Below are 23,684 nucleotides of genomic sequence, written 5' to 3'. Positions count from 1 at the left end.
TCCTTTCCTGGCTTGGGCACGACTGTGAACGTTAACAACGGGTCTCGTCAAGGGTCACCGGATTACGGTCGGGTTACGTGAGCCGGGCTCTTGACGAGCTCCCCCAGCAGTCCTTAACTTGTCGCGGATCGCAGTTGTTAACGCTCACTTAAATGTTAGCGCTAACAAGACCCGAGGGAGCCCCCCACTCATGATGCGAATCGCCTTATCCGCCCTGCTCGTGGCATGCCTGCTGGTGGCGCCGCCGGCTGCCGCGCTGGCGGATCCCATTCCGGACGGCGCCGTCGTCGACCAGTTCGACGGCACCACGCTGGGTGCGGACTGGACGGTCCTGTCGCCCGACAACTCCCGCTGGTCGGTGTCCGCGAGCGCGCTCCACGTGGAGACCCTGTCCGGCGACACCCATCAGGGCACGAACAACGCCAGGAACCTTTTCCTCGTCGACGTCCCCGACGGCGACTTCGAGGTGGTCACCAAGCTCAGTGCGCCCGTCACGCTCGACTACCAGAGCGCGGGCCTGCTGGCCTGGCAGGACTGGGACAACTACGTACGGGCCGGGCTGGCCCACGTCGGATTCGCCGGCGGCCCGGTGATCGAGACCGCGACCGAGGTCGGAGCCGCCTTCACCTCGAACTTCGCGGCCCGTCCCGGCTCGTCGGCCGAGATCATCAAGCTGGCGCGGACCGGGGACGAGTTCACCTCCTCCTACTGGGACGGCGCGGCGTGGGTGCAGGCGGCCAAGATGACCGCGCAACTCGACGTCAAGCAGCTCGGGCTGTTCGCGCTCTCGGCGCAGAACGGCACGTCCATGCGCGCCGACTTCGACTACATCGCCGTGAAGGCGGCCGAGGGTCAGGCCGTGGTGCCGACGGGGGCGTTCACCCTGCGCGCGACGGCGCTGCCGTACCTGTCGGCGGACAAGTCCGGCGCCATCCGGGCCACTGCGCGGCCGCCGATGACCGGTCTGGCCGTCACGGCCACGGCGAGCGGCGACGGCGTGACGCTCAAGGACGCGGCGACGGGCGAATACCTGCAGGCCACCGACCAGGTGCAGCTGAGCGGGACCGCGTCGGTCTTCCAGCTCAAGGACGCCGGCGGCGGCAAGGTCACGCTCTCCTCCGGCGCCCGTAACGTCTCCATCAGCGACGGCAAGCTCGTCATGGGGACGGAGGCGACGAAGTTCCGCGTCGAGGGCTACCTGTCCGGCAAGCTCACCGTGGACGCCAAGGCCAAGGGCACGGCGGTCAGCCCGAACCTCTACGGGGTGTTCTACGAGGACATCAACCACGCCGCCGACGGCGGGCTCTACGCCGAGCTGGTGCAGAACCGCTCGTTCGAGTTCAACTCCGTCGACGAACGCTCCTACACGGGCCTGACCGCGTGGAGCAAGGTCGAACGCGGCGCCACCGCCGCCCTCGCAGTCACCGGCGAAGACCCGCTGAACCCCAACAACCGCAACTACCTGCGGCTCGACGTGACCGGCGAGGGCACGGCGGGCGTGAGCAACGCCGGCTTCAACCGCGGCCTGCCGCTGAAGGCAGGCAAGCGTTACGACGTGTCGCTGTGGGCCAGGCGCACGGAAGACGGCCCGCTGACGGTCACGGCCGAGGAAGGGACCGCCGTGCTCGGCACGGCGAGCGTGCAGGTCAAGGCGGGTGGCTGGGCCAGGTACACGGCCTCGTTCACGGCGTCGGCCACCACGGACGCCGGCCGCCTGATCGTCCAGGCCCCCGCCGGGCGGACCGACCTGGACATGGTCTCGCTGTTCCCGCATGACACCTTCAAGGGCCACGGCATGCGGACGGACCTGGCCAAGATGATCGCCGACCTGGAGCCGCGGTTCCTGCGCTTCCCCGGCGGCTGCGTGACGAACGTGGGCACGTACGATCCGTACTCGCTGAACCAGGACCGGCGGCGCATCTACCAGTGGAAGGAGACGATCGGCCCGGTCGAGGAGCGGCCGACGAACTTCAACTTCTGGGGTTACAACCAGACCTACGGCATCGGCTACTACGAGTACTTCCAGTTCGCCGAGGACATCGGGGCCGAGGCCCTGCCGGTGTTGTCGGTGGGCGTCAACGGCTGCGGCGAGAACCGGCCGCTGACCGACGAGGCCAAACTGGCCCAGTGGGTGCAGGACACGCTCGACCTGATCGAGTTCGCCAACGGGCCGGTCACCTCCGAGTGGGGCAAGAAGCGGGCCGAGCTCGGGCATCCCAAGCCGTTCGGGCTGGACTACATCGGGCTGGGAAACGAGGAGATCTACCCCGAGTTCTTCACGAACTACCCGAAGTTCGCGAACGCCGTCCGTGCCAAGTACCCGGAGATCAAGATCATCAGCAATTCGGGGCAGACGTCGGGAGGCGCCTGGTTCGACCGGATGTGGCAGTTCGCCCGCGATCAGAAGGCCGACCTGGTCGACGAGCACTACTACAACAACCCCGACTGGTTCCTGACCAACAACCACCGGTATGACTCCTATGACCGCAACGGGCCGAAGGTGTTCGTGGGCGAGTACGCCTCGCGGGGCAACACCTTCCACAACGCGCTGGCTGAGGCGTCGTACATGACCGGCCTCGAGCGCAACTCCGACGTGGTCGAGCTGACCTCGTACGCGCCGCTGCTGGCCAACGTGGACTACGTGGACTGGACGCCCGACCTCATCTGGTTCGACAATGACCAGGTGTACGGCTCGCCCAGCTACTACGTGCAGCGGCTCTTCTCCACGAACGTCGGTGACCGGGTGGTGCCGAGCTCGTTCGAGGCCGAGGCCAGGCCGGTGGAGGACATCAAGGGCGCGGTGGGTCTCGGGGCCTGGCGCACCCAGGTGCGCTACGACGACGTGAAGGTGACCGCGGCGGACGGCAGAGTCCTGCTGTCGGACGACTTCTCGGCGGGCGCGTCCCAGTGGACCCCTGGCCTGGGGACGTGGGCCGTGCAGGACGGCGCGTACGTGCAGTCCGCGCTCGTCGAGGACGCCAGGTCCATGGCAGGCTCGGCTGACTGGTCGAACTACACGATGGAGGTGACCGCCCGCAAGACCGGCGGGGCCGAGGGGTTCCTGGTGATGTTCGGCGTACAGGACACCGGCAACTTCTACTGGTGGAACGTCGGCGGCTGGGGCAACACTCAGTCCGCCATCGAGAAGGCCGTGAACGGCGGCAAGTCCTCGATCGCCACGTCCGCCACCACGATCGAGACCGGCCGGGACTACCGGCTGAAGATCGAGGTGAGGGGGCGCAAGATCACGACCTGGCTGGACGGGCAGAAGGTCAACGAGTTCGTCGACAGTGCCAGGGTGGAGCCGCTGTATCAGGTGGTGTCCAGGGACGGTGACGCGGTGACGCTCAAGGTCGTCAACGCCCAGGACACGGCCGTCCGCAGCACCGTCGACCTCGGGGGCCTCGGGGTCCGCCCCACGGCCAAGGTCACGTCGCTGACCGGGGCGCCGTCGGACATGAACTCGATCACGGAGCCGGAGCGGGTGGCGCCGGTGGAGTGGCGGGAGAACGGCTTCTCCTCGTCCTTCACCTACGACTTCCCGGCCCATTCGGTGACGTTCGTGGAGCTCACGGAACGATGAGCCGGCGGGCGGCGCCGTCCCAACCGGTCGGCGCCGCCCCACCCACCTTCCGCCTGACGACCCCGCCCCGCCCGACGGAACCCCCGCCCCGCCGCGCACCGGCGGCCGACGGGCATAGCGGGCGACGGGCATAGCGGGCGACCGGCATGGCGGGCGACGGGGTCGCTGGAGTGCCGGGTCGTTTCCGCCTGGATCGACGCCGGTTACTGGACCACCCGGTAGTGGGTGGTCATGCGGCCGTCGTCGAAGACGTGGAAGGCGATCGACGGGGGCACGTCGTAATCGGCGCAGTTGTCCGTGGACGTGCCCCCTTCCTCCCATGGCAGCTTCAGCGTCGAGATGACCCCCGGCCCGACCAGCAGCGGACGTCCGGCGAAGGTGGTGGCGGCCGCCGTGTGGGCATGCCCGACCAGGACGGCGGCCACGTTCGGGTGCCGGGCGATCAACGACTCCAAGGCCTCGTGCCGATGCAGCCTGATGGCGTCCACGATCGGGCTGTGCAGCACCACCGGCGGATGGTGGAACGCCACGAACACCGGCAGCTCACGCTCCCCCTGCAGCACGCCCTCCAGCCAGGCGAGCGTCTCGTCGTCCAGGTGCCCCGGATTCCGGCGCGGCGGAATGGACGAGTCGCACATCACGTAGACCGCCTTGGAGCTGCGATACACCTGGTTGATCGGCTCCCCGCCGGGGTCGCCGGGCGCGCCGAGCAGCACTCGGCGGAACTCCTCCCGCACATCGTGATTGCCGGGACCGACCAGAACGGGATGGCGCGAGGTGAGCAGCTTGCGAGCCTCCTCGTACTCCTCCGCGACCCCGTGGTCGGCGATGTCGCCGGTGACGAGCACCACGTCGAGGTCCCCGGGCAGAGCGTCGAGATAGCGCATCACGGCGTTGGCGCGATCGACGCTGCCGGGTGTGGCGCCGATGTGGATATCGCTCAGATGGGCGATCACGATCATGACTGGAGGTCCTTCCCTTGTGGCGGGCCCCTTTACCGTATGCCGGACGACCGGACCGACCGTAGATCCAGTTCCGTGCGGAAAGCTCAGGACCAGTTCCGGAGCGGACAACGCCCTGAGCCTGGACACGGGCGGAACTCGGCGGGCCGGCCGGTCGTTCTTCTCCATGAACACCGAAGGAGGGGCATGGGCTGGCACTACAGGAAGTCAATCAAATTGGGACCGTTCCGGATCAATCTGTCACGGCACGGAGTCGGCCACAGTTTCGGCAACCGGCGTTTCCACGTGACGGCCACCCCCGACGGCCGTCGGCACGTGTCCCTGCGCCTGCCCGGAGGCTTCCAGGTCGGTAAGACGTTCGGAAAGCGTAAGTACTACAGGCATTACTAAATCCGATATATCGCGCGCAAGACCCTCGGCGGTCGCCGCTGACCGCTCCAAATAGAAACGGGCCGGAGGTGAAGACCTCCGGCCCGTCCCTTTTCGCGGGCCCTCCGGTGCCGTCACAGCGAGACGAATGAGCGATCACATGACCCCCTGAGGAGCTCGCGCCGCCGGCTCCGTCGTGGACTACCGCGACTGGCAGGTGTCGCTGGGCAGGCGGTTCAGGGCGCTGAAGTTGTGGTGCCGGCTGAAAGTGCTCATTTGATGAGCACTTTGGCTGGGAGGATCGCAGTATCAGGAACCGAGGAAGGGAAACCGACATGCTGCGCGGATTTGCGACGCTCAACTTCTACGCGGCCGACTTCGAGGCGGCCAAGAGCTGGTACGCCGAGCTGCTCGGCGTCGAGCCGTACTACGAGATCCCGGGCGCCTACGCCGAGTTCCGCCTCGGCGACTACCAGCACGAGCTCGGCCTGATCAACAGCCGCTTCGCCCCCGAGGGCGCGACGTCCGGGCCCGGGGGCTCGATCATGTACTGGCACGTGGACGACCTGCAGGCCGCCTTCGACCGGCTGCTCAGCATGGGCGCCAAGGAATACCAGCCCATCACCGAGCAGGGCGAGGGCAAGGGGTTCATCACCGCGTCCGTGGTGGATCCGTTCGGCAACATCCTCGGCGTCATGCGGAACCCGCACTACCTCGAGGTGCTGACCGGCAAGCAGTCGGTCTGACATCCTGGACCCGTGGCGCACCCGCACATCATGCTCACCGCCCCTCCCCGCACCGGCAAGACCACCGTGATCCGCCGCCTGGCGGAGCTGCTGCGGGAGGCGGGCGTGCCGGTGCGCGGATTCGTCAGCGACGAGGTACGCGAGCACGGCCACCGGGTCGGCTTCACGATCGAGGAGCTCGGCGGGGAGAAGGCGGTCATGGCCCACGTCTCGTGGGTGTCCGGGCCCCGGATCGGGCAGTACGGCGTCAACGTGCCCGAGTTCGAACGCATCGCGCTGCCCGCCATAGAGCATGCTCTGACCACGAAGGGCGCCGTGGCGCTCATCGACGAGATCGGGCCGATGGAGCTGCTGTCGCCCGCGTTCCTGCCGCGCTGCGTCGCGCTCTTCGCCGCCGACATCCCCGTCGTGGCCACCATCCACCAGCGCAGCCGGCCGGCGTTGAAGTCCCGTTTCGAGGCGGAGCTGATCACCGTCACCCCGCAGAACCGCGACGAGCTGCCCCGCACGCTCAGCCGCCTGCTGTCGGCCTAGCGGCTCTGCGCATTCCGCACAGGCAGGCCGAAGGCGGACAACCCTTGCTCGTGATGCTGGATCAAGCCGAGACGCCGGTAGAAGGAGTGGTTCGCGGGCCCGTCCGGGGTGGATTCGTGGTCGGTGGTCAGCACGAAGTAGCGGCAGTGGGCGTAGCGATCCTTCAGGTGCTCGAGCAACCGGCGGCCGATGCCCTGGCCGTGGAGGTCGGCGTTGACGAGCAGCTCCTGGACGTAGCACACGATCTCGTCGTCGGACACCGTCCGCGCCAGGCCGAGCAGCTTGCCCGACTCGTCCCTGGCGGTGATGACGAGGTGCGAGTTGACCAGGCCACGGCACACCCTGACGATGTCGCGGGTCCATACGTCCCAGCCGACCGAGTCGTACAGACCGTATATCTCGGCCTCGTCGAACGACGTCTCCTGAGCGATGATCACCACTTATGAGGCTCCCTGATATGTGTGGTGAAGTGACGCGATCGAGCATAGGTGCGGGACGGTTGATCCTGCTGTGTGGGCTGCCGGGCGCCGGGAAGAGCACGCTGGCCAGGCGGCTGGCCGCCGAGATCCCGGCCGTCCGGCTGTGCCCGGACGAATGGCTGGCCCACCTGGGCGTCGACCTCCACGACGCGCAGGCCCGCGAGCTGCTGGAGAGGCAGCTCTGGCGGCATGCGCAAGACCTGCTGAGGCTCGGCCAGACCGTCATTCTGGAGTACGGCTTCTGGTCGCGCGCGGAACGCGAGGAGATGTGGCTCGGCGCGCGTGCCCTGGGCGCGGCCGTCGAGCTGCGGTATCTGTCCGTGCCGTTGGAGGAGCTGCACCGCCGCCTGCAGAGCCGCAACGCGGCCGGTGACTGGGGCACGGCGCCGATCACCCGAGACATGCTCGACCACTGGGCAACGCTCTTCGAGCCTCCGACCCCCGAGGAGTTGGCCCGGTACGACACTTGAGCTCAGGAGCGACCGCGTGCTTCGCTCTCGACTAGCTAATCTGTCGCTGTTCCTCGGCCTTCAGTCCAACAGAAAAGAGCCGGGCCTCGCGGCCGCGGCTCTTAAATGATCAAGAAGTGGAGCTATGGGGATTCGAACCCCAGACCTCCTCCATGCCATGGAGGCGCGCTACCAACTGCGCTATAGCCCCTTGCGATCAACAAGTGTATCGGAATCCTGAAGCGCACGTGTCACGGCGAAAACTCTGTGCTACGTCTTAGGTTCTATGTCCACCTTTGAAGATCATCGCAGCCTGTTGACCGGAGTCGCGTACCGAATCCTGGGCAGCGTGGCCGACGCCGAGGACGTCGTTCAGGAGGCTTGGCTTCGCTGGTCGGGTGTGGATCAGGCGACGGTCGACGACCCCAAGGCCTATCTGATCAGGGTGACCTCGCGGCTGGCCATCGACCGGCTGCGGTGGGCGAAGTCGCGGCGGGAGGCGTACGTCGGGCCGTGGCTGCCCGAGCCGATCAGCACCGAGCCCGACGCCGCCGAGCACGCCGAGCTGGCCGACTCGGTGGAGCTGGCGCTGCTGGTGGTGCTGGAGACGTTGTCGCCGCTGGAGCGGGCCGTGTTCGTGTTACGGGAGGCGTTCGACCTGCCGTTCGCGGAGATCGGCGAGATCATCGGGCGAAGCGAGGCTGCCACCAGGCAACTGGCGCGGCGGGCGCGGGACCACGTACGGGAGAAGCGGCCGCGGTTCGACGTGGACGGGCACGAGCGGAGACGGATCACCGAGCGGTTCATCAACGCCTCCGCGAACGGCGACCTCGACGCGCTGATCGAGCTGCTGTCCAGCGAGGTCACGATGGTCAGCGACGGCGGCGGCAAGGCCAGGGCGGCGCTGCGGGTCATCACCGGCGCGGAGAACGTCGGCCGCTGGCTGTTGTCGATCAACACACCGGCGAGCATCGCCCGCTTCATGGCCTCGATCGGCATGGCGGAGATCGCCGGCCTGTCGTTCGGGATGGCCCAGGTGAACAACGGGCCGGCGATCGTGATCTCGGCGGACGGCAAGGTGATCACGGTCATTTCGCTGCTGATCGCGGACGGAAAGATCGAGACCATCTACCTTCTCGCCAACCCGGAGAAGATCGCTCACCTCAGTCCGGCGGGCTGAACGTCAGGCGGCGCGGCGGACTGGCATGCCGATCTCGCGTACGAGCTGTGGGAGGTCGACTCCGGCGTCGCGAAGGATCCGGGCGGCGCCGTTGCGACCGTCGGCCAGCAGTCCCCAGATCAGGTGCTCCCCGGTGATCGGCCCGGGCCGCCACTGGGCCACCTCGATCACCTTTCTGGCGTGCATGGCCAGGGGGATCTGGCCGAGCGGCCCGTACAACGTCACCCGGAGCGGCCGCAGCCGCGAGCGCCGCAGCCGCCACGCCGCGGGCGCGTCGGCGCCGGCCCTGGTGCGGCGGTGCACCAGGTCGAGGTCGATCCCCAGCATGGCGAGCAACTGCCGCGCGTCGCCGACGTCCACCCGCTCCCGCACGTCGCGCGCGGACACGGTGAACGACGAGAGCGCGAACGGTCGCACCTCGGCCAGCCCCAGCAGGATCAGATCGGCGTCCAGCGCCGGCCGTCCGGCGTCGAGTGCGAGGATCCCGGCCCTGACCACGGCCCGGCGGGCGTCTTCTGTGAACCTGGCGAACACCGTGCTACCCCCTTGTCCGGTGAGCGTGCTTGCGATGGGCGGTCTGCCGCCGAACCCCGAGCGCGTCGGCGATCTGCTCCCACGACCACCCTTGAGCGCGGGCGTTCGACACGTGCATCGCCTCCAGCTCCTCCAGCAGGGTCCTGAGCGCGGCCACCGCCGCCAGGCCCACCCCGGGATCGTGATCTGCGGCCGCCACGGCGAGTTCGGTGACTTCCATAGTGTCAGCATATGCTGACACGCGCTCGTTGTCAGCATATGCTGACAGAAATTTCACAGCCTCTCCCCGACCTGCGAGGACGGCTGGAAGCGGGTGCTCGGCTTCCTTTCCGGCCGCTAAATGGCGCGGGCGGTGGTGCGCATGGTCAGGGTCGCGTCCTCCAGGGAGAGCGTGACCTCGACCCGGCCCAGCTCCGCCGTGCGGGTGACGTGCGTGCCACCGCACGGGATCGACGCCTCACCCTCGGGCAACGAGCAGTGCCAGGTACGGCGGGCCGTCAGACCTGGCCCCGGCACGTCGAGCCGGACCGCCGCGTCGGCGGCCACCCAGGCCTTGAGCCGGTCGTTCACCTGCTGAGCGACCAGCTCAAGGTCCAGGCCCTCCGCGGAGAACCCCTTCTTGCGCAACGACTTGCCCAGGCGGTAGACGTCCACGCTGCCGTATTCAGCGATCCGCGAGGAGGAGATCGCGGCCTGGTCGAAGTCGGGATGCCCGAGTCCGTCCACCGCCACCTCCTTGCGCCACCGACCGGCGAGGGCCGCGTTGAGCGCGAGCGCGGCCAGGTGGCAGGCGGTGTGCCCGGCCGAGAGCGCCGCACGGAACGCGGCGTCCACCTCCAGATCCACCTCGGCCCCCACGGGCAGCGGCGTCTCGGTCACGTGGACGACCAGCCATTCCCAGCCCTCGGCGCCGCGCCGCGCCGGGATGGCATCGCCCAGGAAGATCTCGCCGGAGCTCGGCGAGCTGCTCGACTGTGCCCCTGTCACGCAGTCGAGCACCGGCACGCCGCCGATCGTCCCGCGGTCGGCGGGCTGGTCGGGCCAGGTGTGGTCGAGGGGGTGGAACGGCGTCTCGGCGACGACGAGACCGTGCCGGTCCCCCGCCGGCACGGTCCCGACGATCTGAGAGCGGCCCGAGACCTGGCCGCTGGGAAAGGTGACGGCAGTTGATATCACCTCGTCATTGTCCCAACCGGCCGCTCGTCCTCGAGGTAGCGGTCGCGGCCGGCGTACAGGCCGGTGAGGAGCTGCACGACGAGCACGGCGAAGATCATCGTGTACGTCAGCGCCCAGCCCCCCGTCATCTGGTACAGCACGCCGACCAGCAGCGGGCCGGCGCCCGCCATCAGGTAGCCGGTGCTCTGGCCGAACGCCGACAACGCGGCCGTGGCCTCCGGCGTACGGGTGCGCAGGCCCAGCATCATCAGCGCCAGCGGGAACGACCCCATGCCGACGGTGATCAGCACCGCCCACACCAGCGCCCACGACATCGGCCCGGCCCAGAGCCCGAAGAACCCGGCCGCGTAGAACGCCACGAGCCCGACCACCACGGGACGCTGGTCACGGAACCGGGCGGCGACCATGGGCACGACGGCTGAGACGGGGATGTTCAGCGCGGTGAACACGCCGAGGATCAGCCCAGCCTGCGAGGTGCTGTAGCCGCCGTCGACGAGAATCGTGGCGAACCAGCCGAGCATGATGTACGCGATCATCGACTGGGTGCCGAAGTACGTCGCGATCATCCAGGCCATCTTGCTGCCGAGCATCCGGCGGATGCCCGAGTCCCTGCTCCCCGCGTCCCGCTCCGGCTCACTGCGCTGCAGCGCAAGCCACGGAATGGCGGCGACGGCGGCCAGGGCCGCCCACACGCCGAGCGCGATGTGCCAGTCCCCCGAGGCACGCTCGATCGGCACGGTCGCGGCGGCGGCCAGCATGGTGCCCGTCGCCAGGGCCGTGGTGTAGACGGTGGTCATGATCCCGGTACGGCCCGGGAAGTGACGCTTGATCAGCGTCGGGATGAGCACGTTGCCGACGGCCCCGCCGGACAGCGCGACCGCGCTGCTCAGCAGGAACACCGGCGCCGAAGCGACCAGCGCCCTGAGGAGCAGGCCCGCGCCCAGCGTGACGAGGGCCAGGAGGAGGAGCCGGTGCTCGCCGACCCGCCTGGCGAGCGCAGGGGTGACGACGCCTACGCCGGCGAAGGCCAGGACCGGGAGCGCGGTGAGCAGTCCGGTGCTCACGCTCGACATGCCGAGCGCACCGGACAACTGGTCGAGGAGGGGGCCGACGCTGGTGACGGCGGTGCGGAGGTTGAGTGCGGCAAGGACGATTCCCAGCACGAGGAGCCAGGCGAGGGGTGTGGTTCTGGCCCTGGGCTCTTGGGCGAGCACGCTCATGCGGGGACGGTCCTCCACTCATCTAATCATGGGATGAATGGACAGTGTAACAGGACCAAAACATGCGTTTATTCCTGGCCCACCCGGGCTCGGGAACTAACCGGCTCCCGCGGGGAGACTCACAGGACCGGGCGTGGACCCTCTGGGGGTTCGGTGCCTGGAGGCGGCGGGCCTGGAGGCGTCGGGCCTGGAGGCGTCGGGCCTGGAGGCGTCGGGCCTGGAGGCGGAAGGGTGTCGGAGGGCGGGAGGTTGTCGCCGCCGACCGTGCCGGGCGGCACCCGCTCGTCGCTGTCGCCGTACATCGAGCCGCGCTGATGCGGCCCAGGCACGTCGCCGCGCCAGCCGCCCGTTTCGCCGCCTCGCGCCTCGATGAAGGCCTTGAAGCGCTTCATGTCACCCACCACGCGCAGGCGGACCAGCTGCAGCCAGTCGCCGGCGGTCTCGACGAAACCCTCAGGGTCGTACTCCATCTGCAGCGTGACCCTGGTCGTGTTGTCGTCGAGCCGGTGGAAGGTGACCACGCCGGCCTGGTGCGGCTTGTCGGTGGTACGCCAGGCGATCCGCTCGTCCGGGTGCTGCTCGGTGATTTCGGCCTCGAACTCGCGGCGTACTCCGGCGATCTCCGCGATCCAGGCCGTGCGCGTGTCGCTGATCTGCTTGACCGACTCCACGCCTTCCATGAACTCGGGGAAGCTCTCGAACTGCGTCCACTGGTTGTAGGCCACCCTGATGGGGACCTCGACGTCTACTGAGTGCTCGATCGTGCTCATGGGATGTGCCTCTGCCCGGGCACATCGCCCGTTAACGCCTTCGCCGCAGCAGCCAGTAGAGGCCGACGACGGGCAGCACGAGCGGGATGAACAGATAACCCCTGCCGTACACGGACCAGACGGTCTCGTCGGGGAAGGCGGCCGGGTCCAGGAGGCTGGCGGTGCCGATGACGAGCACGCCCGCCAGCTCGATGCCGAGCGCGACCAGCGCCAAGCGCCGAGCCCCGCGCCAGAGCGCGACGGTGAGCACGATGTAGACCAGCGCGGCGAACGCCGACAGCGAGTACGCCAGCGGCGCCTCCTGGAACCTGCCGGCGATCTGCACGGCCGCCCGCGCCCCGGCAGCGAGCGAGAACAACCCGTAGACGGCGATCAGGGCGCGTCCGGGACCGGTGCCGATGGAGGACGACGCGGTCATACCACGCCCTGCCAGATCTGCAGCAGCCGGCCGGTCATCACCGCGACCGCGAACCCGGCCACGGCCAGGATCGCCGATCCCCACCTGCTCCGCTCCGCCAGCGCCAGGAACACCCCGGCCGGCGGGATCACGACCTGGCCGAGGAGGTAACCCCACAGCGTGACCTTGTCCTCGGGGCCCTCGCCCCTGGCCACCGCCGCGATCACGAATCCCAGCTGCACCAGCACCGCTACCTCGAGCACGGCGAAGCCGATCAGCAGGACCATGCCCATTGGGCGGTTGCGGATCGCGACGATCAGGCTCGCCAGCATGAGGAGCAGGGAGCCGGCGATGACGATCGTGGAGACGGTGGTGTTCATCAGGGGCAAGGGTATCGCCAGGGTGGGTCGCCCCCCATTCCGGAGAAGCGGCTAGCGCGCGCGGAGGTCGCGTTCCATCCCATCCAGGAGCCAGCGCAGGCCACGCTCGAAGTTGTCGTCCGCCCCCGGCACCCCCTGCTCGATCATCGGCGCCAACCGCGGGAACTCGCCGCTCTCGACCAGCTCCTTGATGTACGGCTCCGCCACCGCCGCCCGCTCGGCGTCATTGATCCCCATCTGCCGGGGCGCGGCCCGCTCCAGCGCCTCCCTGACCACGAACCCGGTCATATAGTCGTTGTACGCCGCCAGGAACCGCCAGGCCGTCTGCCGGTCGAGCCCGAGCCCGTCGATCGCGGCCAACTTCTGCTCCACATGCCGCAGCCCGTTCGGCCCCACCGCGACCCGCTGCGAGATCAGATCGACTCGCCACGGGTGACGGCGCACCAGCTCCCGCTCGCGCCAGGCGATCAGCAGCAGCGCGTCACGCCAGTCGCCGGGCAGCGGCTCGTCCACGAGCGCCTCGGTGGCGATCTCGTCGAGCATCAGCGCCAGCAGGTCCTCTTTGCTCGAGATGTACGAGTAGAGCGTCATTGTCCGAGCGCCCAGCTCGGCGGCCACACGCCGGATCGACACCGCGGCCAGCCCCTCGACGTCGGCGATCGCGACGGCAGCACCCACGATCGCCTCCCTGGTCAGGGCCGGGCGACGGGGCGGCGTAGGCCGCGACCAGACAGAGCTCACAGTCCCCGATTCTAGGCCAGCCGCTACACCGTACGGAAGTGATACGCTGTACGACATGCGATACGGCGTACGACTCCCTTTCTGGACGACCGGCCTGGCCGTACTGCTGGGCGTCGTCATGACGATGCTCGACACGACGATCGTCAACGTGGCCGTCAACACGCTGGCCCGCGGTTTCGATACGACGCTCGCGACCATGCAATGGTCGATCACCGGCTACCTGCTTGCCCTGTCGATGACGGTCCCCGTCACCGGCTGGGCGGTCGGCAGGTTCGGCAGCAGGAATGTCTGGCTGGTCTCGCTGGTGCTGTTCGTCGCGGGGTCGGCGCTCAGCGCGGCCGCCTGGTCGGTCGGAAGCCTGGTCGCCTTCCGCGCGGTTCAGGGGCTGGGCGGCGGCCTGCTCCTGCCTGTGGGCCAGATGACGCTGGCCCGGGCGGCGGGCAAGGAACGGATGGGCCGGGCGATGGCCATGATCTCGGTGCCCGCGATGCTGGTTCCCGTGCTGGGTCCGCCGCTCGGCGGGGTGATCGTGGAGAGCCTCGGCTGGCGGTGGTTGTTCCTGGTCAACGTGCCGATCTGTGGGGTGGCGCTGGCGGCGGCGCTCCTGCTGCTGCCCCGCGAGCAGCCGCAAGGGTCACAAGGTCTCGACGTGGCCGGACTGGCGGTGCTGTCCCCTGGGCTGGCCGCGCTGGTCTACGGCCTGTCCGAGGTGGGTAACGGGGCGTCGGTGCTACATCCGGCTTTGTGGATCGGGCTCGTCCTGGTCGTGGCGTTCGCGGTGCGGGCGATGAGGACTCCGGAAACGGCGCTGGTGGATCTGCGGTTGTTCGGTGACCGCACGTTCGCCGCCGCGGTGGTGGCGCTGGTGTGTTACTCGGCGGCCATGTTCGGCTTCACGGTGCTCGTGCCGCTCTACAGCCAGCTCGCCGAGGGTGGGAACGCGCTGGACGCGGGCCTGTTGCTGGCCCCGATGGGAGTGGGCGCGGCAGTCACGATGCCGGTGGCGGGCAGGCTCACCGACGCCAAGGGTCCGCGTGGCGTGGCCGCGGCCGGAGTGGTCGTGGCGGTGGCGGGGCTGGTGGCGTTCGTGGCGTTCGGAGGCCCGGTGCCGATCTTCGTGCTCGGGCTGGGGCACGGGCTCGTGTCGACCTCGGTGATGGCGGCCGCGTTCAAGACGCTGGAGCCGGTCGCCATCCCGGCCGCGACCACGTTGAGCACTATCGCGGTACGCCTCGCCTCGCCGTTCGGCGTCGCACTACTCGCCGTGCTCTTGCAGCTGTTCGCCGGGGCCGGCGTGGCGCAGCCGTTCACGTACGCCTTCGGCTGCGCCATCGTGCTGGCCGCCGTCTCGCTGGTGCCGATCGCGCTCATAGGATCGAAGGCGTGGAGAGGATCCTCGTCAGCGCCTGCCTGATGGGCCGCCGGGTGCGTTACGACGGCGGCGCCAAGACCAGCTCGGACGCCTGGCTCGCCGGGTGGCGCGAGGAGGGGCGGCTGGTGCCGTTCTGCCCGGAGGTGGAGGGCGGGCTGCCGATCCCGCGCCCGGCCGCCGAGATCGAGGGCGGTGCGGGCGGCGCTGCCGTGCTCTCCGGCACCGCGCGCGTGCTGGCGACGGACGGGTCGGACGTGACGGCCGAGTTCCTGGCGGGCGCGCAGTCCGCGCTCGCCGTCGCCAAGTCCTTCGGGATCCGGCTGGCGGTCTTGAAAGAAGGCAGCCCTTCGTGCGGCGCGCTGTCGATCTACGACGGCACGTTCCGTGGCCATCGCACGCCCGGCCAGGGCGTCACGACCGCGCTGCTGGAGTCCAACGGCATCCGCGTGTTCACCGAGGAGCACGTCGCCGAGGCCGCCGTATACCTGCGGAGCCTGGAGTCGTGATCGGGCGCACCCTGGAGACGTAGAACGCCGCGCCGAGGCCGGCGGCCAGCACGGCCGCTATCGTGCCGTGATACCAGAGCAGCAGCGTGGTGGCCTCGGCCCCCGGTTTCATCGCGACCGCAAGCATGCCCATCAGCACGCCGCCCAGCGCGGCCGCGTGCGTGTAGATGAGCCCGTCCCAGGCCCACGCCCGTCCGGTCAGCGCGCCGTACGCCCCGGCGAGCATGGCGAAGCCGCACAGCGTCTCCACGATCGAGGCGGGGACGATCACGGGCTGGCTCAGCGGGCCGAGCGTGACCCCGGCGTGCAGCAGCACGGCCGTGAAGAAGACCAGCGCGTAGATCAGCGAGAGCCCGCCCAAGGCTTTGCGCAGTGCGTCCATGCCGACCAGGGTCGCACCGGACCCGGTCCTGGGCCATCGTCCCCAGGGAGGCCACCGCGGTACGACCTTCGCAGTAGGGCGCGTCAGTACTCCCAGGTGTCGGTGCGCTGCTCGCGGCCTTCAACGGCATCCTGATCAACCAGTTCGAGTTCACGCAGCAGACCTGGGCGAACAACCCGGACTTCGAGAGCCCGGCGACCGGCCACGACCCATTCGTTCGCGTAGCCCCATAGGCAGGCTGAGGAGGACGTTGATCAGGCGGGCGTCGCCGGGGCCATGTACAGGCGAAGTGCACGAGCCTGGCAAAGGGCGAGTGAGCATGCATCGAAGGATGTACGCCGGTTTCGGCCCGGTGGAGGAGGCGCGCGCTCCCCGGTGACCACCAGGATCGTCACATGACGATCGGACTGATGCTCGCCCTTGCCGCCTTGGCGGTGATCGACAGCACCAGCTTCGGCACCCTGGTCATCCCCATCTACCTCCTCCTGGCCTCGGAACGATCCCGCGTGTCACGGCTGCTGATCTACCTCGGCACCATTGCGCTCTTCTACTTCCTGGTCGGGGTGGCGCTGATGCTCGGGCTGTCGGCGGCCATGGAGAGCTTCGGCGACGCGCTGCACAGCCGCCCGGCGTACTGGGTGCAACTCGTGCTCGGGGTGGGGCTGTTCGCGCTCAGCTACAAGTTCGACCCCAAGAGGCGGGCGAAGCTGGGCAAGCCGGAGCGCCGGTTCGAGCCGCGGACCGGCGGCCCGCGCGTCATGGTGGTGCTCGGGCTGACGGCCGGGGTGGTCGAGGTGGCGACGATGGTGCCGTACCTGGCGGCGGTCGGCATCATGACGACCTCCGGCCTGGCCGCCGGGGAGTGGCTGCCGCTGCTCGCCGGCTACGTGCTCATCATGATCCTCCCGCCGCTGGCACTCATGGGTCTGCGCGCGGTCGCCGGATCCTGGCTGGAGCCGAAGCTGGAGCGGCTGCGGGTGTGGCTCACCAAGCACTCGGCCTCGATGGTCAGCTGGGCCATGGCCATCGTCGGTTTCCTGCTTGCCGGGGATGCGGCGTCCCATCTGTTCTCCCGGGGACCCTAGGATCAGATCTCCGGGGGGAGATCTGGGATGTTGCGAGCCTTTTTCAGGACCGAGGCCGGCAGCACGAGCGCGTTGCTCGTCGCCACCGCTTTGGCTCTGCTCTGGGCGAATTCCCCATGGGGGGACACCTACGAGGCCTTCTGGCACACGCCGATGGGCTTGTCCTTCGGGGACGCCGTCTTCTCGCTGGATCTGCGGCACTGGGTCAACGACGGCCTCATGACGGTGTTCTTCTTCGTCGTCGGGCTCGAGGTCTCCTACGAGATGCGGCTCGGGCAGTTGCGGGATCGGCGGCTGATCGGGGTGCCGGCGGTGGCGGCGCTCGGCGGGATGCTGGTGCCGGCCGGGGTCTACCTGCTGCTCAACTTCGGCGGGCCCGGGGCCGGCGGGTGGGGCGTGCCGATCGCCACCGACACCGCTTTTGTTCTGGGCGTGCTGGCCATCGTCGGCGCCCGGTGCCCCGATCCGCTGCGGGCTTTCCTGCTGACGCTGGCCATCGTGGACGACGTGCTGGCGATCATCATCATCGCCCTTTTCTACACCGAGAGCCTGGCCCTGCCCGCCCTCGTGGTCGCCGCCGTGCTGCTGGCCGCCATCATGACGTTGCGGCGGTTGAAGATCTGGCGGGCGCCGGCATACATCGTGCTGGGGTTCGGGCTCTGGGTGGCCACGTTGGAGAGCGGGATCCATCCCACGCTCATCGGGATCGCGCTGGGCGTCCTGGTCTTCGTGTACGCCCCGACCGACCAGAAGCTGCTGCTGGCCGGCGAGGCCGTGCACGAGTTCACCAGCGAGCCGAGCGCGCGAGCGGCCAGGGAGGCCGCGCGGCGGGTCCAGAGGGCCGTTTCCGTGAACGAGCGGCTGCAGCTGCGCTTGCACCCGTGGAGCAGCTATGTGATCGTGCCGGTGTTCGCACTGGCGAACGCCGGGGTGCGGCTCGACGCCGAGACCTTGCGGGCGGCGCTCACGTCGCCGGTGGCCATCGGCGTGGCGTTGGGGCTGCTGCTCGGGAAGTTCATCGGCATCTCGCTCGGCACGTGGCTGCCGCTCAGGTTCGGATGGGGGATCCTGCCCGGGAACCTGGTGTGGGGTCAGCTGCTGGGCGGAGCCGCGGTGTCCGGGATCGGGTTCACCGTGGCGTTGTTCATCGTGGACCTGGCCTTCGACGATCCGGTGATCCAGGCCCAGGCGAAGATCGGGATTCTGGCCGGGTCGCTGCTCGCCGCCCTGCTGGGATGGATGATCTTCCGGATGGCGTGGGACCGGGGCGGGGTCTGCGCGCCGCCTGAAGCCGAGCCGGACGAGGAACTGCCCGAGCTGCTGTCCGTGCCCGTGGGGCCCGGCGATCACATGCGGGGTCCGGAGGACGCGAGGATCACGATCGTGGAGTACGGGGACTTCGAGTGCCCGTACTGCGGCCGACTCCATCCCGTCCTGGAGGAGCTCCGCGACAAGAACCCCGACGTACGCCTGGTGTTCCGGCACTTCCCGATCAGGACCCTGCACCCCCGGGCGGCGCCTGCCGCGATCGTCGCCGAGGCCGCGGCCGATCAGGACAGGTTCTGGGAGATGCACGACATCCTCTTCGACAACCAGCGTTTCCTCACGGACGCCGACCTGGCGCACTACGCCGCCCAGCTGGACGTCGAGCCCTGGTCGGACGTGCCGAGCCACGTCTCCAGGATCGGGCTCGACGAGGCGTCGGGACGCGACAGCGGGGTGCGCGGCACGCCCACCCTCTTCCTGAACGGGGTGCGTTACCAGGGTCCGCTCGACCTGGATTCGATCAGCCGCGCGGTGGAAGAACTACGCGAATCCCCGTAACGTCGTCCGCGTCGTCTTACCCCTGGGAGCTTCTTGATGACCGCGATCGACAGGTCCAGCATCGCCATCGTCAGCATCGCCGGCCTCATCCTGCTGAGCGTGCTCCTGATCGGCGGCATCATCTTGATGGCGATGCGCAGGCGTGACTACGGGCGGGCGTCGGTCATCGGGATCATGGGCTGCGTCGTGCTGCTGGGCGGAGCGGTGTTCAGCATCGCGCGGGGCATCCTCGACGAGGCGCTGGCCGACCTCCTGGGCCTCGGGCTGGCCTTCACCATCTCGACCGCCATCTCCCTGATCTTCAGCCTCACCGGCACAGCCCTGCTGATCTGGGCCGTGGTGGCCCGGCGCAATCCGCAGCAGTCCACACCGCCCCAGGGGCCGGACTGGCAGCAACCGCAGCAGCCGCAGCAGCAGGCCGGCTGGGGACAGCACCCGCAGCCGCCGTTCCAGCAGCAGCCCGGGTGGCAGAACCCGCCGAACCCGCCCTTCAACCCCTGAGGTACGCATCCCAGCTGATCTCGCCGGCGGGCTGGGCCTTCGTGGTCAGATGACCGGCTCGGAAGGCGCGGCCCAGCGTGCCGGGGACCCGTAGCCGCAGCACCTTCCTGCGCAGCTTGCGGGCCCGCAGCCAGCGCTCGGCGACCTCGGCCATGGTGAGCACCTGCGTCGCGCGCAGGGTCGCCCGTCACGAGTACAGACGTCATGCCACCTGGATGGGAGAGTGTGACAATGTGGGCGGAAAACCCGACACTCCGCAGCGTGCTCGAGGGGATTATGAACCCAGATCAGCCTGACCGGCAGGAACCGGATCCCAATCAGACGATCAGGCACCGTTACCCCCATCCCGCGCAACCGCCGCATCCCCAGGATTCTCCCTCGACGCAGCGCCTGCCGTACACGCCGGACATGTTGCCCGACGTCCCCCTCTACGAGGCGAAGCCACCGAAGTCCGCCTGGTGGTGGGTGGTCGTGGTCGGCGGGCTGGTGCTGCTGATCGCGGCCGTGGCCGTGGCCGCGCTCCTATGGGTACGCAGCACCGCCGACGCGGCGCCCACCGGCACGCCGCGCGCGCTCCACAGCGTCACGCGCGCGTGAATTCCATGACCCAGTTCGTCTCCCAGGCCTCCTCGCCCTCCTCCGAGAAGGCCTGCTCCCACCGGGCCGTGTCCCGGTCGATGACGGTCCAGATGAACCGGCACCGCACCCGCCTGCCCTCGTAGGTCTCCTCGCCGAAGAACTCGCCCCGGTTCCCCTCGAAGGCGCCCACCATAGGCCGGGTGTCGAGCGTGCCGCACGCGCTGCTGGCCCAGTAGATCGACCACTGCCGCGTGCCGGGGTTGTACACGCGCACGGTCAGCCCGCTGGAGCCCTTGGTCGGGAAGCTGATCTCGTCGAAGCTGGCCGCCCCGTCGAAGTGCCGGGTGGCCACGGAATGTCCGGGGAACTCGTCCCAAGCGCCGTCCACGAGGCGGCGGTTCGCCACATTCCAATGCCCGGCGAAAAAGTCGAAGTCGTTCATGCGCCCGACCGTAGGCCGGGGTCACTGACAGGTAGTGTCAGCGTATATGCGTGCTTCTCGCCTGGTTTCGATCCTGCTGCTCCTGCAGACGCGTGGCCGGATGACCGCGCAGGAGCTGGCCGACCGGCTCGAGGTCTCGGTACGCACGATCTACCGCGACGTCGAGTCGCTCCACGCGGCCGGCATCCCGCTGTACGGCGACGCCGGCCCGAAGGGCGGCTACCAGCTGCTCGACGGCTACCGCACCAGGCTCACCGGCCTGACCGCGGACGAGGCCGAGTCGTTGTTCCTGGCCGGGCTGCCAGGCCCCGCGGCCGAGCTGGGGCTGGGCGCGGTGGTGACGGCCGCGCAGCTCAAGCTGATGGCCGCGCTTCCGGTCGAGCTGCGTGATCGGGCCGGGCGCATCCAGGAGCGCTTCCACCTGGACGCACCCACCTGGTATCGGGACCGGGAGCCGGTCACGTACCTGCCGGCCGTGGCCGACGCCGTCTGGAACGAGAGGCGGATCCAGGTCCGGTACCGGCGGTGGAAGGCGCCGCAGGAGGTGGAGCGGCGGCTCGACCCGTACGGGCTGGTCATCAAGGCGGGGCGGTGGTATCTGGTGGCGCGGGCGGGCGAGGACCTGCGCACGTACCGGGTCTCGCAGATCCTCGACCTGCACCCGCTGGAGGAGGGGTTCACCCGGCCGGAGGGCTTCGATCTGGCGGCGTACTGGCAGGAGTACCTGGCCGCGTTCGAGGCCAGGTTGCGGTGGGGCGAGGCGGCGGTCCGGCTGTCGCCGCACGGTCTCGAGCGCCTGGCCGATCTGATGACGCCGGGTGTGGTGGCCGCGGCGCGGCAGACCGCGCAGCCACCGGACGAGGAGGGCTGGACGCGGGTCACGGTGCCGATCGAGTCGATCGAGCATGCGCTGGGGGAGTTCCTCAGGCTCGGCGTGGACGCCGAGGTGCTGGCTCCTGGCGAGCTGCGTGATCGGCTGGCGGAAGCGGCGAAGGTGCTCGCGGAACGATACGGAAGCGCCTGAACCCCTTATTTATGGGGATATTTCGCTGTAAAGACTCCCCCGCCCCGGAGAGGGCGCCATGGACCTGCGCGACCGCCTGCTGGTCCAGGTCAGCGTCAGGGACGTCTACGACGCGGTGACGCTGGCCGGGCATCCCGGCTCCGGCTTGGTCTTCACCGGACAGGCCGGGCACGACGCGGTCCGCATGGCGCGCAGGAGCGGTTATGACGGGCCGCTGCTCGCCGATCGGCGGCGCTACGCGGGGTCGGCGCGGTTACGAGGCACGGCCCGGCTGTCGGCGGACTGGATCGCCGACCAGGTGGAGGCGGGGGCGACGGCCCCGCTCACCGATTCCGGTTATATCGGCAAAGGGGACCATGAATCCCTGCACGCCGTCCTCGAACAGGCCATCCAGTGGGACGGTGTGATCGCCGTACTTCCCGTGCACACGCGGTGGGTCGCTGAGGACCGGCCGGTTCTCCTCCGTACCGTGGCGGACTACGGGATGCAGGTGGCGCTGGTCGTCGAGGACGGGCCACCGTACCGGCCGCTGCCGCTCCCCCTGCTCTCGGCGGGCGTGCCGGCGCTGGCCGCGCTGGCGCACGGCGCCGAGTGGGCCGCGATCGGCGTGCGCGAGGTGCTGCGCCATCTTTACCCGGAACCGCACGAAATTCGTGGCGGCTGGCGGCGCGGTGGTGCGCGTAGCGCGTTCGTGCCGGAGCGGTTGGAGTTCGTCCCGGTCGAGCGGCTCGGTGACGGCACGTGCGGCTGCTCCACCTGCCATGGCCGCCCCCTGCGCCGCCTGGCGTCAGCGGATGAGATCGAGGTCAACACCCACAACGCCAAGGTCCTGCACCGCCTGCACAACCGGCTGCTGCGCAGCACGCACCGGGAGCGGTGGTGGCAGGAGTTGACGGCCTGAGGACGACCGTTCGCCGAAAGTTTCGTACCGCTCGCCGCTTGATCTCCTGTCCTCACACGGCTCGCAAGGGACACTCACAGGGATTCCATCAGGCATATTGCCATGATGAAACTTTCATTGTCCACCCGCAACGTTTCAGGACAGAAAGGAGTCCCATGAAGGTGACAGCCCGAATCGCAGGCGCCGTGATCGCCGCGCTGACGCTCATCGTCGCGAGCCTGATCACAGCGCCGCCGGCCGCCTCGGCGCAACTGACGGAGGTGACCGGCTTCGGCACGAACCCCACGAACTTACGAATGCACCTCTACGTCCCCGACGGCATTCCAGCCCGCCCGGCGCTGCTCGTGGCCGTCCACTACTGCACGGGCTCGGGCCCGGCCTTCTACTCGGGCACGGAGTTCGCCTCGCTGGCCGACCAGCACAAGTTCATCGTGATCTACCCGTCGGCGACCCGGAGCGGCTCCTGCTACGACGTCTCCTCGCCGCAGGCGCTGCGGCACGACGGCGGCAGTGACCCGGTGGGCATCGTCTCCATGGTCAGGTACGTCCAGCAGCGCTACAACACCGACCCCGAGCGCACCTACGCCACGGGCGCGTCCTCCGGCGCCATGATGACGAACGTCCTGCTGGGCGCCTACCCCGACGTGTTCAAGGCCGGCGTGTCCTTCGCGGGCGTGCCCTTCGGCTGCTTCGCCACCACGGACGGGTCGAGCTGGAACAGCCAGTGCGCCAACGGCCAGCGCATCATGACCCCGCAGCAGTGGGGCGACCTGGTACGCGCCGCGTACCCCGGCTACAGCGGCCCCCGCCCGCGCATGCAGGTGTGGCACGGCACCGAGGACTCCACGCTGCGTTACCCGAACTTCCAGGAGCAGATCAAGCAGTGGACCAACGTCCACGGCCTGAGCCAGACCCCGAGCTTCACCGACCAGCCCCAGTCCGGCTGGACGCGGACCAGGTACGGCGGCACCGGCACGACCGTCCCGGTCGAGGGCATCAGCCTGCAGGGCGTCGGGCACAACCTGCCCCAGAGCGGGATGGCCGCGGCCGCGATCGCGTTCCTCGGCCTTAACACCGGGGGCGGCGGCCCATCGCAGAGCCCGAGTCCGCAGCCGCCGGGGGCGTGCCAGGTCACGTACACGATGAACACGTGGAACTCCGGCTTCACGGCCGCCGTCACGATCACCAACACGAGCACCGCACAGCTCTCGTCCTGGTCGCTGGCCTTCACGCTGCCCGCGGGCCAGACGGTCACCTCCGTGTGGAACGCGACGATCTCCCCCAACTCCGGCCAGGTCACGGCCAGGAACGTCGGCTACAACGGCACCCTCGCACCGGGCGCCTCCACCCAGTTCGGCTTCCAGGCCACCCACAATGGGAACACCGCCAAGCCGCCCGCCTTCACGCTCAACGGGGCCGCCTGCACCTGACGATGGCTTCCGTCCGCCCGGCGTCGCCTCACACGGCGCCGGGCGAATCTCGTTGGGATCCTGCGGGCCGGCCCGCATTCGGCCACGCGGCCGGCGCCTGCCGTGGGCCGGGTCACTT

28 protein-coding genes and 1 tRNA gene are annotated in these 23,684 nt (G+C 69.2%); 15 read left to right on the top strand and 14 right to left on the bottom strand.

The annotated features are described in order from the left end of the window. The first annotated feature begins 190 nt into the window (after positions 1-190). Entirely contained in the window at positions 191-3,583 is a 3,393-nt protein-coding gene (locus ACTWPT_RS23325) for an alpha-L-arabinofuranosidase C-terminal domain-containing protein (RefSeq protein WP_443179552.1), read from the top strand. A gap of 203 nt (positions 3,584-3,786) precedes the next feature. Here the strand turns inward: ACTWPT_RS23325 and ACTWPT_RS23320 are convergent, their stop codons facing one another. After that, on the bottom strand, positions 3,787-4,545 hold the full coding sequence (locus ACTWPT_RS23320) for a metallophosphoesterase (protein WP_443179551.1): 759 nt from the start codon (positions 4,543-4,545) through the stop codon (positions 3,787-3,789). Between ACTWPT_RS23320 and ACTWPT_RS23315 the strand changes: the two genes are divergently transcribed. The 3 genes from ACTWPT_RS23315 to ACTWPT_RS23305 all read left to right on the top strand — a co-directional run bounded on the left by ACTWPT_RS23315 (position 4,528) and on the right by ACTWPT_RS23305 (position 6,194). Beyond that, a complete protein-coding gene (locus ACTWPT_RS23315; RefSeq protein WP_443179550.1) occupies positions 4,528-4,935 on the top strand; it encodes a DUF4236 domain-containing protein in 408 nt (135 codons plus the stop codon). The two genes, ACTWPT_RS23320 and ACTWPT_RS23315, sit on opposite strands and share 18 nt — an antisense overlap. Positions 4,936-5,249: 314 nt before the next feature. Then, positions 5,250-5,660 (top strand): VOC family protein, encoded by a 411-nt coding sequence (locus tag ACTWPT_RS23310; protein WP_443179549.1) that lies wholly within the window; start codon positions 5,250-5,252, stop codon positions 5,658-5,660. A 12-nt stretch (positions 5,661-5,672) separates the two neighbouring features. Next, the gene (locus tag ACTWPT_RS23305; RefSeq protein ID WP_443179548.1) at positions 5,673-6,194 is read left to right on the top strand and encodes a nucleoside-triphosphatase; all 522 of its coding nucleotides are present in this window, start codon (positions 5,673-5,675) and stop codon (positions 6,192-6,194) included. Here ACTWPT_RS23305 and ACTWPT_RS23300 read toward each other — a convergent pair. Further along, on the bottom strand, positions 6,191-6,634 hold the full coding sequence (locus tag ACTWPT_RS23300) for a GNAT family N-acetyltransferase (RefSeq protein WP_443179547.1): 444 nt from the start codon (positions 6,632-6,634) through the stop codon (positions 6,191-6,193). The two genes, ACTWPT_RS23305 and ACTWPT_RS23300, sit on opposite strands and share 4 nt — an antisense overlap. Before the next feature lie 59 nt (positions 6,635-6,693). Between ACTWPT_RS23300 and ACTWPT_RS23295 the strand changes: the two genes are divergently transcribed. Next, positions 6,694-7,143, top strand: coding sequence for an AAA family ATPase (locus ACTWPT_RS23295; RefSeq protein ID WP_443179546.1), 450 nt, complete (start codon positions 6,694-6,696; stop codon positions 7,141-7,143). A 117-nt stretch (positions 7,144-7,260) separates the two neighbouring features. On the opposite strand, the gene ACTWPT_RS23290 is transcribed toward ACTWPT_RS23295, so the two are convergent. Further along, a tRNA-Ala gene (locus ACTWPT_RS23290) sits at positions 7,261-7,333 on the bottom strand. A gap of 75 nt (positions 7,334-7,408) precedes the next feature. On the opposite strand from ACTWPT_RS23290, the gene ACTWPT_RS23285 reads away from it, so the two are divergent. Next, entirely contained in the window at positions 7,409-8,302 is an 894-nt protein-coding gene (locus ACTWPT_RS23285; RefSeq protein WP_443179545.1) for an RNA polymerase sigma-70 factor, read from the top strand. 3 nt (positions 8,303-8,305) lie between these two features. Here ACTWPT_RS23285 and ACTWPT_RS23280 read toward each other — a convergent pair whose 3' ends face one another. The 8 genes from ACTWPT_RS23280 to ACTWPT_RS23245 all read right to left on the bottom strand — a co-directional run bounded on the left by ACTWPT_RS23280 (position 8,306) and on the right by ACTWPT_RS23245 (position 13,457). Beyond that, a complete protein-coding gene (locus ACTWPT_RS23280) occupies positions 8,306-8,836 on the bottom strand; it encodes a Clp protease N-terminal domain-containing protein (RefSeq protein WP_443179544.1) in 531 nt (176 codons plus the stop codon). Positions 8,837-8,840: 4 nt separating this feature from the next. Then, a complete protein-coding gene (locus tag ACTWPT_RS23275; protein ID WP_327590147.1) occupies positions 8,841-9,056 on the bottom strand; it encodes a helix-turn-helix domain-containing protein in 216 nt (71 codons plus the stop codon). A 116-nt stretch (positions 9,057-9,172) separates the two neighbouring features. Beyond that, complete coding sequence (locus ACTWPT_RS23270) at positions 9,173-10,012, bottom strand: metal-dependent hydrolase (protein ID WP_443179543.1); 840 nt, start codon at positions 10,010-10,012, stop codon at positions 9,173-9,175. Continuing rightward, positions 10,009-11,250 (bottom strand): CynX/NimT family MFS transporter, encoded by a 1,242-nt coding sequence (locus tag ACTWPT_RS23265; protein WP_443179542.1) that lies wholly within the window; start codon positions 11,248-11,250, stop codon positions 10,009-10,011. The genes ACTWPT_RS23270 and ACTWPT_RS23265 overlap by 4 nt, the downstream gene beginning before the upstream one ends. A gap of 101 nt (positions 11,251-11,351) precedes the next feature. After that, positions 11,352-12,002: an SRPBCC family protein gene (locus tag ACTWPT_RS23260; protein ID WP_443179541.1), complete on the bottom strand. Its 651-nt coding sequence runs from the start codon at positions 12,000-12,002 to the stop codon at positions 11,352-11,354. A gap of 31 nt (positions 12,003-12,033) precedes the next feature. Further along, complete coding sequence (locus ACTWPT_RS23255; protein ID WP_443179540.1) at positions 12,034-12,420, bottom strand: hypothetical protein; 387 nt, start codon at positions 12,418-12,420, stop codon at positions 12,034-12,036. After that, a complete protein-coding gene (locus ACTWPT_RS23250) occupies positions 12,417-12,779 on the bottom strand; it encodes a hypothetical protein (protein ID WP_443179539.1) in 363 nt (120 codons plus the stop codon). Before ACTWPT_RS23250 ends, ACTWPT_RS23255 begins: the two co-directional genes overlap by 4 nt. Before the next feature lie 51 nt (positions 12,780-12,830). Next, positions 12,831-13,457 (bottom strand): TetR/AcrR family transcriptional regulator, encoded by a 627-nt coding sequence (locus ACTWPT_RS23245; protein WP_443179538.1) that lies wholly within the window; start codon positions 13,455-13,457, stop codon positions 12,831-12,833. Between the two features lie 118 nt (positions 13,458-13,575). On the opposite strand from ACTWPT_RS23245, the gene ACTWPT_RS23240 reads away from it, so the two are divergent. Both ACTWPT_RS23240 and ACTWPT_RS23235 read left to right on the top strand, forming a co-directional pair. Continuing rightward, positions 13,576-14,934: a DHA2 family efflux MFS transporter permease subunit gene (locus tag ACTWPT_RS23240; RefSeq protein WP_443179537.1), complete on the top strand. Its 1,359-nt coding sequence runs from the start codon at positions 13,576-13,578 to the stop codon at positions 14,932-14,934. Beyond that, on the top strand, positions 14,904-15,398 hold the full coding sequence (locus ACTWPT_RS23235) for a DUF523 domain-containing protein (RefSeq protein ID WP_443179536.1): 495 nt from the start codon (positions 14,904-14,906) through the stop codon (positions 15,396-15,398). Before ACTWPT_RS23240 ends, ACTWPT_RS23235 begins: the two co-directional genes overlap by 31 nt. On the opposite strand, the gene ACTWPT_RS23230 is transcribed toward ACTWPT_RS23235, so the two are convergent. Then, positions 15,343-15,780: a hypothetical protein gene (locus tag ACTWPT_RS23230; RefSeq protein ID WP_443179535.1), complete on the bottom strand. Its 438-nt coding sequence runs from the start codon at positions 15,778-15,780 to the stop codon at positions 15,343-15,345. The genes ACTWPT_RS23235 and ACTWPT_RS23230 overlap by 56 nt on opposite strands. 395 nt (positions 15,781-16,175) lie before the next feature. Between ACTWPT_RS23230 and ACTWPT_RS23225 the strand changes: the two genes are divergently transcribed. Genes ACTWPT_RS23225 through ACTWPT_RS23215 form a run of 3 tightly spaced genes read left to right on the top strand, consistent with a single transcriptional unit; the run spans position 16,176 to position 19,190 of the window. Further along, the gene (locus ACTWPT_RS23225) at positions 16,176-16,865 is read left to right on the top strand and encodes a GAP family protein (RefSeq protein ID WP_443179534.1); all 690 of its coding nucleotides are present in this window, start codon (positions 16,176-16,178) and stop codon (positions 16,863-16,865) included. Positions 16,866-16,892: 27 nt separating this feature from the next. Continuing rightward, complete coding sequence (gene nhaA / locus ACTWPT_RS23220; protein ID WP_443179533.1) at positions 16,893-18,689, top strand: Na+/H+ antiporter NhaA; 1,797 nt, start codon at positions 16,893-16,895, stop codon at positions 18,687-18,689. A 36-nt stretch (positions 18,690-18,725) separates the two neighbouring features. After that, positions 18,726-19,190: a hypothetical protein gene (locus ACTWPT_RS23215; RefSeq protein WP_443179532.1), complete on the top strand. Its 465-nt coding sequence runs from the start codon at positions 18,726-18,728 to the stop codon at positions 19,188-19,190. Here ACTWPT_RS23215 and ACTWPT_RS23210 read toward each other — a convergent pair. Next, positions 19,180-19,344 carry a hypothetical protein gene (locus tag ACTWPT_RS23210; protein ID WP_443179531.1) on the bottom strand — a complete coding sequence of 55 codons (165 nt, stop codon included), beginning with the start codon at positions 19,342-19,344 and terminating at the stop codon, positions 19,180-19,182. The two genes, ACTWPT_RS23215 and ACTWPT_RS23210, sit on opposite strands and share 11 nt — an antisense overlap. 107 nt (positions 19,345-19,451) lie before the next feature. Here ACTWPT_RS23210 and ACTWPT_RS23205 point away from each other — a divergent pair, with 107 nt between their 5' ends. Then, a complete protein-coding gene (locus ACTWPT_RS23205) occupies positions 19,452-19,787 on the top strand; it encodes a hypothetical protein (RefSeq protein WP_443179530.1) in 336 nt (111 codons plus the stop codon). Here ACTWPT_RS23205 and ACTWPT_RS23200 read toward each other — a convergent pair. After that, positions 19,774-20,211, bottom strand: a complete 438-nt coding sequence (locus tag ACTWPT_RS23200) for a hypothetical protein (protein WP_443179529.1) — start codon at positions 20,209-20,211, stop codon at positions 19,774-19,776. The two genes, ACTWPT_RS23205 and ACTWPT_RS23200, sit on opposite strands and share 14 nt — an antisense overlap. Before the next feature lie 46 nt (positions 20,212-20,257). On the opposite strand from ACTWPT_RS23200, the gene ACTWPT_RS23195 reads away from it, so the two are divergent. From ACTWPT_RS23195 to ACTWPT_RS23185, 3 genes are all read left to right on the top strand, one after another. Beyond that, entirely contained in the window at positions 20,258-21,235 is a 978-nt protein-coding gene (locus ACTWPT_RS23195) for a helix-turn-helix transcriptional regulator (RefSeq protein WP_443179528.1), read from the top strand. 58 nt (positions 21,236-21,293) lie between these two features. Further along, a complete protein-coding gene (locus tag ACTWPT_RS23190; RefSeq protein WP_443179527.1) occupies positions 21,294-22,136 on the top strand; it encodes a hypothetical protein in 843 nt (280 codons plus the stop codon). A 155-nt stretch (positions 22,137-22,291) separates the two neighbouring features. Further along, complete coding sequence (locus tag ACTWPT_RS23185; RefSeq protein ID WP_443179526.1) at positions 22,292-23,566, top strand: extracellular catalytic domain type 1 short-chain-length polyhydroxyalkanoate depolymerase; 1,275 nt, start codon at positions 22,292-22,294, stop codon at positions 23,564-23,566. The last annotated feature ends 118 nt before the right edge of the window (positions 23,567-23,684 follow it).

The organism is Nonomuraea sp. 3N208, from assembly GCF_052245935.1.
In the GTDB taxonomy this organism is placed as follows: domain Bacteria; phylum Actinomycetota; class Actinomycetes; order Streptosporangiales; family Streptosporangiaceae; genus Nonomuraea.
The sequence above is the reverse complement of the archived record's forward strand: the minus strand, read 5'-3'. Positions and strand labels throughout refer to the sequence as shown.